Origin of the sequence: Emticicia sp. SJ17W-69, from assembly GCF_051209875.1 — a bacterium.
Taxonomy (GTDB): domain Bacteria; phylum Bacteroidota; class Bacteroidia; order Cytophagales; family Spirosomataceae; genus Emticicia.
The window spans coordinates 165,310-178,912 of record NZ_JBNTQY010000001.1 but is presented as its reverse complement, the minus strand read 5'-3'; the positions used below and the strand labels follow the sequence as shown (position 1 = coordinate 178,912).

The following is a 13,603-nucleotide window of genomic DNA, read 5'->3' as shown; positions in this document are numbered from 1 at the left end:
TTCAAAAATTTGAAGACCTATTTTTTTATTTTATTTTTCTATTGAAAAGCCTACACGAATTCCTTACCTCTCGTTCCTGCCGAAGCCACAAATTCTTTTACTTTTTGCTCATCTTCTTTTTTACAAATCATCAATACATTATCAAATTCAGCCACTATATACCCATCCAAACCATTTACAACAACCAATCTCTCTCTCGGTGTTTTAATGATGCAATTTTGGGTATCATAAATCATGGCATGTCCATCAATGGCATTTTGGTTTTCGTCTTTTTCAGAAATTTCGTATAATGATTTCCAAGTTCCTAAATCTGACCATCCAATATCCGAAAGAACAACATATACATTTTCAGCTCTTTCCATCACACCATTATCAATCGAAATATTTTTACATTGAGGATAGGCTCTATTCAAAGCTTCTTCTTCTCTTTCAGTATAAAAATCACCCTTAATTTCCTCAAATGCCTCAGACATTTCTGGTAAAAACTCCTCAAAACACTTCTTGATGGCATTTACATTCCAAATAAAAATACCCGCATTCCATACAAACTCACCACTTTCAACAAACTTTACTGCCCATTCAGCATTCGGTTTTTCGGTGAAAGTACGTACTCTCTTAATATCTCCTTCTGATTCTGTAAATTGAATATAACCATAGCCTGTATCAGGGCGAGTTGGCTTGATACCGAGTGTCACCAAAACATCATTTTTAGCTGAAAAATGTAAGGCAATATTTATTCTTTTACGAAACTCTTCTTCTTTTAAAATGATGTGATCTGCAGGAGCAACGACAATATTGGCATTAGGGTTTTGAGTAGCAATTTTATAGCAAGCATAACCAATACAAGGGGCAGTATTGCGGCGATTGGGTTCAAGTAAGATTTGGTCATCGCTGAGGTATGGCAATTGTTGCTTAGTAATGTCATAATACTCTTTACTCGTAACAATATATATATTTTCTTTAGGGCAAACACCTTCAAAACGTTCAACCGTTTGTTGAATCATTGTTTTTCCAATACCCAAAACATCATGAAATTGTTTAGGATTTGTACTACGGCTAAAAGGCCAGAATCTTGTTCCAACTCCACCAGCCATTATTATTACATAATTATTGTCAATCATTCCTTCAGTAGGAGTATTTATATTGTTGCTATTTTCTTTCATTCTTCTAATTTTTTATTTGTGATAGAATTTAAAATCGTTTTTAAGTCCAATATATTGGGATTTATGGGTGATTAGTAGCTAAATATTTTTCAACCCGTAAATCTACGTTTTCTCTGATATTCATCCAAAAAAGATTTATATCTGCAATATGCCAAACTTTTGTTTTCAAAAAAAGCCTTCCTCGCACATAAGGTTTGTTTATCCATAACATTCCTTGGTGACTTTGTGCGTCAGCAGCTTCTTTCACAAAAGTATATTTAAGACCAACGCCACCCTTGTTGAGTTCTTTAGAAGCAAAATCTTCATTACATTTCCAAGTCAGTGGATTGGTACAAACGGCTGTACTGAGTCCATTTTTATAATATTCTGGCGTGTAATTACGAGCAAACGTATTCCAAGAAACAAATCCACCGATTTCATCTGCCGATTGACTTGGTTTAATATACTCAAAAGTATCAGGTTGTGTGGCAATTCCTATTAAATATGCCTCTACCAATTGTTTCTGAAGCGGCTTCCCATCAAAATATTCTTTTAATAGGCGTTTGGCATGAACTGTTCCTTGACTATGAGAAGCAATTATAATCGGACGACCTTGGTTCCAATTTTTCAGATAATATTCAAAAGCAGCTTTAATATCTGAATAAGCCAAATCTAAAGCTTGTTTCTTGTCATCAACATCGGGTGTAAGGAAACTATAATAATGTGCTTGTCGGTAACGAGGTGCATAAATCTTGCCAGAACCATTGAATGCCGATGCCTGATTCAAAATCGTTGAATTATCTGTTTTTTGATTTAATTCTGCATCACCTACATCTGCATTCCAGATATACTGATTTTGGGGTTCATAAGTAAAAGTAGTGGGGTGTAAAAAAAACACATCTGCTTTTGCATTGGCCTGATTATCAGAAATGTTTGATTTCAGTGGGGTTTTGTCTGCGGTATCATCTTTGGTTGGTAATGCTGCCCAAGCCTCATTCAAACCATAATCAGGTGCTTTAGGCGAGTTTGATGGATCGAAATGGATTTTAAGAATAACCGAGTTTTGTCCTCTCACTTCTAATGAAAAAAGTCCTATTAAAGAAAAAATGGATAGAAAAATCGCCTTTCGCATTGTATATAATTATTTTTTGGTAAAATTGTAAGATTTTAATACAAACTAATAATAGTATGCTTGCATATTATTATTTTCTTTTCTATGTTTGACACAAAATTACGTTTTGTTAACCACTAACCAATATTCTCATGTACAAACTTTCCGTAAAAAAATGTTTGCTTGGAATTTGCTGTTTCCTTATTGTACAGCTTTCCTTTGCACAAACAAAAGTGTCTGGAACAATTACGGACGCTTCAACCAAAGAGCCACTGATTGGTGTTAGTGTTCAAGTAAAGGGCAAAGTAGTAGGAACCATCACTAATACCAAAGGGGAGTTTTCTTTTAGTGTATCATCTGCACCGCCATTCACACTCCTTATATCTTCTGTGGGATACGAAAGTCAAGAAATGGCTGTTTCTGGAAATAATGCTTCTATCAATATTTCATTGAAAGAGCAAGCTGTTTTAGGTCAAGAGGTTGTTGTTTCTGCATCAAGAGTTGAAGAATCTGTGTTGAAGTCGCCTGCTGCCATTGAAAAAATGGATATTCGTACCATTCGTGAAACAGCTTCACCATCTTTTTATGACGCACTTGCCAACATGAAAGGAATTGATATGACTACACAAGGTTTATTATTCAAATCAATTAATATGCGTGGTTTTGGTGCTACGGGAAATCCTCGTACTGTTCAGATGATTGATGGTATGGATAACCAAGCTCCGGGCTTAAATTTTCCTGTTGATAACATCGTTGGTATGCCTGAGTTAGATGTAGAAAGCGTTGAGGTGCTTCCTGGTGCAGCTTCTGCTCTTTACGGCCCGAATGCAATCAACGGATTAGTTTTGATGAATAGCAAAAGCCCATTCTTGTATCAAGGTTTAAGTGCAACCTTAAAAACAGGTGTAATGAGTGCAAGCAACAGAACAGAGCCAACGACACCAATGGCAGATTTTTCAATGCGTTATGCAAAAGCATCGAAAAACAACAAATTTGCATTCAAAGTTAACTTAGCATATATTACTGCTAAAGATTGGCAAGCAACCGACTATACTAACTTGAATACTGGCGGTGTACAAAATGGTACCAGAGGAGCAGGAGTTAAAACCGATTATGATGGTATGAACATTTATGGTGATGAAGTACAAGCCAACATGACTACCGTAGCGAATGGATTGATTGCAGCCAAATTATTACCATCAGCAGCATTGGGTTTAATTCCAAGTACGACTGTTAGTAGAACAGGCTTTTTGGAAAAAGATATGGTAGATTATAATACCAAGTCTTTCAAAACTAATTTGGCTGCTCATTATCGTATAAATGACAAAATAGAATTAGTTGGGCAAGTTAATTACGGATACGGAACAACTGTTTATACTGGAACAGGAAGATACTCACTAAGAAACTTTAATTTGACACAAGCTAAAGTTGAACTAAGAGGTGATAACTTTACATTAAGAGCTTATACAACTCAGGAACGTTCAGGACAATCATATACAGCGGGTTTAGCAGCTGTAGCTATGTTGAATAGCATCAAACCGCACGCTACTTGGTTTGGTGAATACGTAGGAGCATTTGCAGCAGCACGAGGTGCAGGGCAATCAGAAGAAGCAGCTCACTTGGCCGCAAGAGGAGTAGCTGACAAAGGAATGCCTGTTCCAGGAACTGCTGAATATACTACATTATTGAATAAATTCCGTGATGCTGCAATTGTAGATGGTGGTGGTGGATTCTTGGACAAAACCAACCTTTACCATGCTGAAGGTATTTATAATTTTAAAAATCAAATTAAATTTATTGATTTATTAGGAGGAGCTAACGTTCGTCAATATCAATTAGCATCTAACGGAACGCTTTTTGCTGATAAAAAAGAAGGCCGTACGGGTACTATTCCGATCAATGAATATGGTGCATTTTTACAAGCCGCTAAAAGTTTGTTTAACGATCATTTGAAATTATCTGCTTCGATTCGTTATGATAAAAGCCAAAACTTTAAAGGCTTTTATACACCAAGATTATCAGCAGTGGCAACATTTGGAGAGCAAAACTTCCGCATTTCTTATCAAACTGGTTACCGTATTCCAACGACACAAAACCAATACATTGATTTGAAAACTCCGGCAGGAACTTTGATTGGAGGGCAACCTGAGTTTGACGCAAGATATAATTTAGGAAGTGGTATTTCATTAGCTACTTTAACTGATTTTTCAAAAAACCCATCAAAATATATCACTGCTGATGTTTTAGCTAAAGCACAAGCGTATGCTACAGCAGCGGTTACAGCACAGGCGACTCCAGCTATCACAGCTGGTGTGACTGCCGCAATTACTCAACAAGTAACGGCTGGTGTTACGGCTGCTATTACTAAACAAGTTACAGATGGTGTTACAGCTGCTATTACTCAACAAGTAACAGCTGGTGTTACAGCTGCTATTACTCAACAAGTAACGGCTGGTGTTACAGCACAAGTAAATGCAGCAGTTGCAGCAGGTCAGCTAGCAGCAGAAGCAGCAGCAGCAGCTATTCAAGCAGGTGTTACAGCAGCATTACCAGGTGCTTTAGCTACAAACTTAGCTCCAGGCGTAGCAGCCACTTTACCTGGTGCTTTGGCTACAAACTTAGCTCCAGGCGTAGCAGCTACTTTACCTGGTGCTTTGGCTACAAACTTGGCTCCTGCTGTAGCTGCAACTTTACCAGGTGTTCTTGCAGCAAACTTCCAACCAGCATTCGATTCTGAATTGAAAAAAGCATTGGCAGCCAATGTTCCAGGTGTAGTAGCCCAAGTTGCTCCAGCTTATGGATTAGCGGCATTACCAAAATACAAATCAACACCTTTAGTACCTGAAAAAATCGAATCGTATGAAATTGGTTACAAAGGCTTAATTGCTAAAAAATTATTTGTTGACTCTTATTTCTATACAAGTAAATATACCAACTTCATTGGAGGAACATCTATCATTGTTCCTATTGCAGCGGCTGCTCCAGGCTTACCAATCGAATCAGGTGCTGCTGGAGCATCAACTCGTTTGGGTTATTCTCGTCCATCAAATACAAAAGAAAAAATTACTGCTAATGGTTTTGCGATCAGTGCTAATTATTCTTTAACCAAAGGTTTTAATGTTGGCGTAAATTTTGCTCAAAATAACTTAAAAGGATTTACTTCAAGTCCTGAGCAGCAGTATGCAGGTTATAACACACCAAAAAATCGTTATAACTTGAGCTTTGGAAAACGCTTAAATAGCGGTGATAAATTTGGTTTCAATGTAAACCTAAGACACCAAGATTCTTATTTATGGGAAGCAAGTTTCAATCAACCAACTACCTCAGGCATTGGATTCTTTAGTAATACTACAGTACCAAAAATTACTACTTTTGATGCACAAGTAAGTTACAAATTAGCCGCAATGAAATCTATCATCAAAATTGGTGGTACTAACATCGGTGGAAAACCATATATTCAAGCATTTGGTAGTGCTGCTGTGGGCTCAATGTATTATGTGGCTCTCACATTCGACCAATTATTGAACAAATAATCGGTGTCAATAACCGATAGTCAATAGATTGATTATTGACCAAAACAATTTTATTAATTTTCATAATTTTCTTTGGTTTAAGTCAGAAAAGAGCTTCCATTTGGAGGCTCTTTTTTTGTTTGCCCAAATCTTAGAATATTTCTATAAAACACTTACCTTTGTGTTTGTAAACAATTATTCATGTCATTTAAGAAATAGTGTGAGACTTTTAAAGGTAACTCCGATCCATTATCGCTCGCTTTTTTAGTCTTTTTATTATTCATCATTAAAAACCCCAAGACAATGAATATAAATATAAAACTTAGTCTCTCCTTTGGGGCGGAGAGCTTTTGGAAAAATGGGAAAAATTAAAGTTGCAAATCCAGTAGTTGAATTAGATGGCGATGAAATGACTCGCATCATTTGGCGTTTTATCAAAGAAAAATTGATTCTTCCTTACCTTGATCTGGACATAAAATATTATGACCTTGGAATCGAGTATCGTGATGAAACAAACGACCAAGTAACCATTGATTCCGCAAACGCTATCAAACAATACGGTGTAGGTATCAAATGTGCTACTATCACACCTGACGAAGCTCGTGTAAAAGAGTTCAACTTAAAACAAATGTGGAAATCACCAAATGGGACAATCCGTAATATTTTGGATGGTACTGTTTTTCGTGAGCCTATCGTCTGCCAAAACGTTCCTCGTTTAGTTTCAAACTGGACTTCACCAATCATCGTTGGTCGTCATGCTTTTGGAGATCAATATCGTGCAACTGATTTCGTTGTAAAAGGCCCAGGTAAACTAACAATGAAGTATGAAGGTGCTGATGGAACAGTACAAGAATATGAAATCTATAATTACAAAGGTGGTGGTGTAGCAATGGGTATGTACAATACCGACGAATCTATTCGTGGTTTTGCTCACTCATGCTTCAATGTAGCACTAAACAAAAAATGGCCTCTTTATCTTTCTACAAAAAATACCATTTTGAAGAAATACGATGGTCGTTTTAAAGATATTTTTGAAGAAATCTATCAAGCTGACTATAAAGCTAAGTTTGAAGCAGCGGGAATCGTTTACGAACACCGTTTGATTGACGACATGGTAGCTTCTGCTTTGAAATGGAGTGGATCATTTGTTTGGGCTTGTAAAAATTATGATGGTGATGTTCAATCTGATTCAGTAGCTCAAGGTTTTGGTTCTTTAGGTTTGATGACTTCGGTATTAGTTACACCAGACGGCGAAACAATGGAGGCAGAAGCTGCTCATGGAACAGTAACTCGCCACTACCGTGACCACCAAGCTGGAAAACCAACTTCAACAAACCCAATCGCATCTATTTTTGCTTGGACTCGTGGCTTAGAGTTCCGTGGAAAATTAGATAATAACCAAGAATTAATTGATTTCTGCCAAGCTTTAGAGCAAGTTTGCGTTGAAACAGTTGAATCAGGTAAAATGACTAAAGATTTAGCTGTTTGTATTCACGGAAATAAAGTGAGTCACGGCGACCATTATCTTTATACAGAAGAATTCTTAGATGCAATTGACGAAAACTTAAAGGTCAAATTAGCAGCAAAATAATTAATAAACCCTATGAAAACCCTACGCCTCAACTATTATGGTTGGGGCGTTTTTTTTACTTATGGTACGAAGTTTGTTTATCATTTTTTACAAAAGGCATTTTGACAGAAAACTATGCTGGTCTTTCATTTGATTTTTGCTAAAATCCATCAAACGTTCCTATTAGCAATTTAAGTTTCAGATGTTTTCTCATATTATTCATTTAGACAAATATTTGCTATCATTTTTCCAAAAAATGCGGTTCTTATTAATAATCATATTCACAACTTTTTCTTCATTTTTGTTTGCCCAAAACATGGCCATACATTGGCAGAAAAGTTTAGGTGGCAAAAACAGTGATTTTGCGTATGCTTCGACACCAACCTCAGATGGTGGTTACGTGATTGTAGGTTCAACCAATAATAATAAAGAAGGAGATGTACCCACATCAAAAGCATTTAGTGGTGCTGGTGGAAGCGATATTTGGGTTGTAAAATTGAATAATTGGGGTGAAGTCTTATGGTCAAAAACATTCGGAGGAACAAAAGACGATGTTGCTACCGATGTTTTAGAAACAAAAGACAAAGCAATCTTAGTGGTAGCAACTACAAACTCATCCGATGGTGATGCAGCAGGAAATGGCACTCGTGGCGGCATAATTTTGCTGAAATTAAAAACTGATGGATCAATTGAATGGCGAAAAGTTTTTGCCAGTGGTTATAATGCGGGAGAAACTGCTTTTGCCAAAGCTGATGCCAATTCAAAACCCACTATCAAGCCAACCTCTGATGGTGGCTACATACTTGGGGCAAGTATTACTCCTATCAATACCTCGGATTTTTGGATTTCAAAACTCAATGCCACTGGAGAAATTCAATGGACTAAAACGTATGGAAGTTCTCAAAATGATTGGATGAATGAAGTAATTATCTGCTCTGACGGTGGCTTTTTAATGGTTGGTGGCACTGAGGCTTCTAATATCGAAATTGCAGGTGCAGGAAAAGGGTTTATTGATTTTTATGCCATAAAAATCAATGCAAATGGTAATGTTATTTGGCAAAAGGCATTAGGTGGAACAAACTTAGATATAGCTTTTTCAGCAATCGAAACAGTTGATAATGCCTTTATTATTGTTGGAGAAACAAACTCAAGCAATGGCGATATGATTAGTAATTTCGGTCAGAAAGATGGGTTTTTAGTAAAAATTACAAATAATGGACAGGTTTTATGGAAACTATTGGCTGGAGGTACCGAAATTGATGGGCTCTATACCATCAAAAAATCAAACGATGGAAGACTTTTTGCCATGGGTATAAGCAGTTCTGATATTGGTAAAGTAAAACCCAAAGGCCCAGTTGGTGATATGTGGCTGGTAAATATTGAAACATCAGGCATAATAAGTAGCCATACAATGTTTGGTGGGGCAGATTCTGATATTGCTCGTGGAGCTTTCCCGACAAATGATGGTGGTTTTATTATTGCTGGAAATTCAGACTCAGTTGATGGTGATTTAGATGAAAATAAAGGAGGGACTGACTTTTGGGCAGTCAAAATAGGTAGCCCATTGGCAGTGCAAATGAAAGATTTTTCAGCAAGTATCACACCCGAGCAATATGTGAAATTATCATGGGAGTCTAATGCAGAAACTCGTTCAAAAAACTTTGTTGTCGAGCGAAGTATTGACCAAATAAAATTTAATCCTTTAGGCCAAGTAGCTGCTTCTGTTTCTTCCTCAACAAAAAAAAACTATTCTTTGACAGACCAAAAACCTATTTTAGGTAAAAATTATTATCGACTAAAATTTTATGATGATGCAGGGCAAGAAGTTATTTATAAAACGCTAACTGTCAATGTTTCTATTCTTGCCTCAGAGCCTGAAATTGAAAAGAAGCTTTTAACAATTTTCCCCAATCCTATTGAAGAACAAGCTTTTTTTATCAAAACTACACATCCTTTACCAAAAAGCATTCAACTCTTCAATTTAATCGGGCTTCCCATTCCAATTGATATTCAAACTTTGGATAATAATCAAGCTCAGATTTTCTTAAAAAATACACCTGATACGGGTATCTATTTTCTTCTTTTAGATTCAGGAGAAAACAAAATCATTGAAAAAATAATCATTCGATAAACCGGATTTTTCCTTAAATTCGCTTTCTAATCGAAACGAAATTAAGATGAAAAAAAATATCAAGTGGGGAATCATTGGTATTGGCAAAATTGCCGAAAAATTTGCAACTGATTTAGCTGCTGTAGCTAATGCCGAACTACATGCTGTGGCTTCAAATTCGCTCGAAAGAGCCAAAGATTTTGCCGAACGCTACAAAGCTCCTTATTTTTATGACTCTTATAAAGGTATTTTTGAAACGCCTGATTTGGATGCCATTTATATCGCAACGCCTCATACATCTCATGCCGAAAATACGATTTTGTGCTTAAAGCATCAAATGCCTGTTTTGTGTGAAAAACCGTTTGCCATGAACTTGAAACAAGTTCAAAAAATGGTAGAGGCTGCTCGTGAAAACGACACCTTTCTGATGGAAGCTATGTGGACTCGATTTATTCCAGCCATCAATAAATCGTTAGACTTAATAGCCGAAGGACGCATTGGAAAAATTAAAACCATTCAAGCTGATTTTGGGTTTGTGGCTCCACAACTTCCCGAAAAAAGGTTATTAAATCCAAATCTTGGTGGTGGTGCTTTGCTTGATATAGGTATTTATCCTGCTTACTTAAGCCTACTTCTTTTAGGTTATCCTACTTATATTCAAGCTGTTAGTAATTTTGGGGAAACTGGAATTGACCAAACAACTAGCTTTGTATTGGGGTACAAAAACGAAGCAACCGCAGTTTTGAACTGTACTTTGAACGCCCGAACTCGTACCGAAGCAATAATTTATGGCGAAAATGGACATATCCATATTAGCGGTCGTTTTATGGAAGCGAAGAAAATTACACTTTATGAAACTGATAAAAAGCCTGTCAATTATAATTTCCCTCGAAAAACTTTTGGGTATAATTTTGAGATTGAGGAGGTAAATAATTGTTTACGAGAAGGCAAAAAAGAAAGCGACAAAATGCCGCTTTCCATGAGTGTAAAACTAATTAGCTTATTAGACGAAATTCGTCAAAAAGCTGGGATTATTTACGAGGGAATTGACTAAAAATAATTACGAATTTAGAATGACGAGTTAGGAATGCTAATTTTTAAAAATATTGATTATCAAATACTTATGTATTTCAAAAACAATAATTCTTAGCTTGCCATCACATAAGCGACCCCGTCATAACTCGTCATTCCAAATTCGACATTCCAAACTAAACGCCATATTCTCTTTTTCTCCACCATTGCAGAATAAAACCAAAAACAAGCACCAAGCCAACAGGTAAACCGATGTTTAATACTTGCCAGAAAGTTCGCTCGTCACGGCTGCGAAGTTTATCAAGTGGACGTAGTTTTACTTCTTTCCCACGTGCTTGTATCACGCCATTTTCATCAATTAAATAGTCAACGGCATTGAGCATAAAATCTTTGTTACCAAATGTATGTTTTGAGATTTTATCATAACCCAAAGGCAAGGGATTACCTGTTTTTTGACTTACTTCATTGACAATCAAATCACCATCAGAGCAAACAATAATTTTTGTTGGCAAGCTTTCTGACTTGAAATCGGCAAATTTTGGATCGTTTGGCAACAAACGGTTTTTAAACAATGATTGGAATTTGCCTTCTAATAAATAAGCTATCGTTTTCACACCGCCTTGGTATTCGGCTTGGTCGGCCTCTGTACGAGCTTCATTGAAAGTGACAAAGGCAGGGGCATTCAATACTTTGGTATAAGGCGTCGTCATTAATAATGGTGTTTTTACAACTCCATCTGCTCTCACTGTGTCGATAGAGGCAACATAACGACTAAAAACCAAGTCTATATTGTTGGTTATCAAGCTTTTACCAAAATTATTGATCAATGGAAAATAACGATAAGGGATTGGTTGAATATTTGGCTTATCGCCCATATCGCCAACCACCATTGGAATCATGGCACAGCTTCCTGCATCTTTAATGATATTTGAATTTACCCGAACTCCGTATTTAAACAATAAATCGGTCAAATTTAATTCTAAAGGCTGAGCATAATTTCCTTCTAAACCAACAGAATCGACTTTTAATCCATCAACAAAAAATAACATTCGTCCACCACTCATCACAAACTGGTCGATTTTATATTTGGTACTATCATCTACTGGAAAATCAGGTTTTGGTAAAATCATTGCATCAAGCCCCTGAAAAGTTGGTGAGCTTTTAGCGTCAATGATAAATAAATCATAACGCTCTTGTAGTGAAGCAATTAAATCAGAAAAATTAAGCGGTTTTAATTTGGTAAACTCTGCCAAAAGTCCAATTTTTTTACGTTCATGCAAAGTCAATTTTCTAATGGCCGTTGCCAATTCATACTCCACATTTTCATACGATTGGTTCAGTTTTTCCTCGGCGGTTTTTCCTTGTGTGCCTTTCAGTAACAAAACTGGAACTTCTTTCCCTGACACACTTACCAATGCATAAGGGAAAATTATCGTTTCGACTTGCCTTCCATTTTTATTGTCAACAATTCGAGTGGGATTCATGCCTTTTTTTGCTAACTCTACATAAAATTCTTCACGTTTTTTTGAGTCAGTTTCGGCATTTGGATTGATGAATTTATAATTAATGTTTGTTCCGCCATAAACCTTAAACTCTTCGAGTGTTTCGGTAACGGCACGTTTGAGACGTTCAAAACCACCAGGAAGTTCATCGCCATCCAGATAAACTTTCACAAAAACATCACTTGAATCTTTTTCTGCCAAATTTTCAAGCAAAGATTTTGTTGCATCAGAAATCGAATAGCGTTTTTCTTCGGTGAGGTCGAGACGAAAAAAAACAAAAGAAGCTAAAACATTCAACAGGACAATTCCACCAATGACGAGCAGGGTTACGACAAATTTATTTTTCATTTATTTATTTTGCAATGCTTTTAGCTGTTAGCTTTTAGCGATTAGCTTTAAAAATAGTAATTTATAATCTTTTAAGATTCCTTTTTTGCTAAAAGCTAAGTGCTAATCGCTAACAGCCAAGAATTTCCAGTAATTTTGCTCAAAAATAAGACTTTACATTTATTTATACTTCATTTTTCTATGTTTCCTGCCAAATATTGGGTCGAAAAGTTAAAAATGCAAAATCATCCCGAAGGAGGTTACTTTGCTGAAACTTATCGTTCGACAGAAATTATTGCACAAAACTCTCTTCATAAACGCTTTTCAGGCGATAGAAATTACAGTACTGGTATTTATTTTTTATTAGAAAGTCATCATTTTTCTGCCTTTCATCGCATACAATCAGACGAAATGTGGCATTTTTATGCTGGAGATGCTCTAAACATATACTATATTGATAATCAAGGAGTTATGCAAACAATACGGCTTGGTAATAATCCCGAAAATGGTGAAGTTTTTCAAGCAGTTGTACCTGCAGGAGTTTGGTTTGGGAGCAAACCTACTTTAGATAATACTTATTCGTTGGTTGGTTGTACAGTTGCTCCAGGATTTGATTTTGCTGATTTTGAAATGCCTACCCGACAAATGCTTTTGCAAGCATTTCCTCAGCATCATGTAATCATTGAAATGCTTACGCATGAATAATTTTGAATGAATGAATGAGTGGCACTGTGGAACTGAATGATAGAATTTGTATTTTTGCAATCAATTTTAAATTTTTATAGAAATGTTACAACGTCCTCAATCTTTATTATTGCTACTCGTTGCGGTTTGCATGGTTTTCTTTTTAGCTACTCAAACTTGGCATAAAGTAGGTGTTGGTGAGTCAGTTTCTCTCAGTCCGTATTATCTTACGCACATGAAAGGTAGCTTGGTTGCTGAAAATAAACCAGTTTATTATTTAGCTTTAATGGCGATTCTTTCGGCAGGCTTAGCGGTTTTCACTATTTTCCAATATAAAAACCGAGTTCGTCAAATGCTTTTTGTTGCTCTCAATTCACTTATTGGAGCAGGTTTATTGGGTGCAACGGTTTATCATATTCAATTTGATGCTAACAAACTTTTCGCTCCAGAAGACCAAGGTAATTTTGGTATTAGTTTCTGGGGGGTATTCGTGGCTTTGGTGCTTAATTGGGTAGCTAATCGCCTTATTCGTAATGATGAGAAGAAGGTTAAAGATGCCGATAGAATGAGATAATTAGTGCTGTCAATAGTCAAGGTTTTTAACGTCCAGAGT

Annotated in this window: 9 protein-coding genes; 6 read left to right on the top strand and 3 right to left on the bottom strand. The window is 36.3% G+C overall.

All coding sequences use genetic code 11. From position 1 onward, the window contains the following. Positions 1-50 precede the first annotated feature (50 nt). Together ACQUQZ_RS00750 and ACQUQZ_RS00745 are read right to left on the bottom strand one after the other, a co-directional pair. On the bottom strand, positions 51-1,118 hold the full coding sequence (locus ACQUQZ_RS00750) for a mannose-1-phosphate guanylyltransferase (protein ID WP_435357625.1): 1,068 nt from the start codon (positions 1,116-1,118) through the stop codon (positions 51-53). 106 nt (positions 1,119-1,224) lie between these two features. Then, a complete protein-coding gene (locus tag ACQUQZ_RS00745) occupies positions 1,225-2,274 on the bottom strand; it encodes a DUF3089 domain-containing protein (RefSeq protein WP_435352673.1) in 1,050 nt (349 codons plus the stop codon). 131 nt (positions 2,275-2,405) lie between these two features. Here ACQUQZ_RS00745 and ACQUQZ_RS00740 point away from each other — a divergent pair, with 131 nt between their 5' ends. The 4 genes from ACQUQZ_RS00740 (at position 2,406) to ACQUQZ_RS00725 (ending at position 10,499) form a co-directional block, all read left to right on the top strand. After that, entirely contained in the window at positions 2,406-5,786 is a 3,381-nt protein-coding gene (locus ACQUQZ_RS00740; RefSeq protein ID WP_435352671.1) for a carboxypeptidase-like regulatory domain-containing protein, read from the top strand. Positions 5,787-6,123: 337 nt separating this feature from the next. Beyond that, positions 6,124-7,356 (top strand): isocitrate dehydrogenase (NADP(+)), encoded by a 1,233-nt coding sequence (locus ACQUQZ_RS00735; protein ID WP_435352670.1) that lies wholly within the window; start codon positions 6,124-6,126, stop codon positions 7,354-7,356. Positions 7,357-7,591: 235 nt separating this feature from the next. After that, positions 7,592-9,466 carry a T9SS type A sorting domain-containing protein gene (locus ACQUQZ_RS00730; RefSeq protein ID WP_435352669.1) on the top strand — a complete coding sequence of 625 codons (1,875 nt, stop codon included), beginning with the start codon at positions 7,592-7,594 and terminating at the stop codon, positions 9,464-9,466. A gap of 46 nt (positions 9,467-9,512) precedes the next feature. Further along, positions 9,513-10,499 (top strand): Gfo/Idh/MocA family protein, encoded by a 987-nt coding sequence (locus tag ACQUQZ_RS00725; protein ID WP_435352668.1) that lies wholly within the window; start codon positions 9,513-9,515, stop codon positions 10,497-10,499. Positions 10,500-10,653: 154 nt separating this feature from the next. On the opposite strand, the gene gldG is transcribed toward ACQUQZ_RS00725, so the two are convergent. After that, positions 10,654-12,327: a gliding motility-associated ABC transporter substrate-binding protein GldG gene (gldG, locus tag ACQUQZ_RS00720; RefSeq protein WP_435352667.1), complete on the bottom strand. Its 1,674-nt coding sequence runs from the start codon at positions 12,325-12,327 to the stop codon at positions 10,654-10,656. Positions 12,328-12,507: 180 nt separating this feature from the next. On the opposite strand from gldG, the gene ACQUQZ_RS00715 reads away from it, so the two are divergent. Together ACQUQZ_RS00715 and ACQUQZ_RS00710 are read left to right on the top strand one after the other, a co-directional pair. Beyond that, positions 12,508-13,011 carry a cupin domain-containing protein gene (locus ACQUQZ_RS00715; protein ID WP_435352666.1) on the top strand — a complete coding sequence of 168 codons (504 nt, stop codon included), beginning with the start codon at positions 12,508-12,510 and terminating at the stop codon, positions 13,009-13,011. A gap of 82 nt (positions 13,012-13,093) precedes the next feature. Further along, positions 13,094-13,564 carry a DUF4293 domain-containing protein gene (locus ACQUQZ_RS00710; RefSeq protein WP_435352664.1) on the top strand — a complete coding sequence of 157 codons (471 nt, stop codon included), beginning with the start codon at positions 13,094-13,096 and terminating at the stop codon, positions 13,562-13,564. The last annotated feature ends 39 nt before the right edge of the window (positions 13,565-13,603 follow it).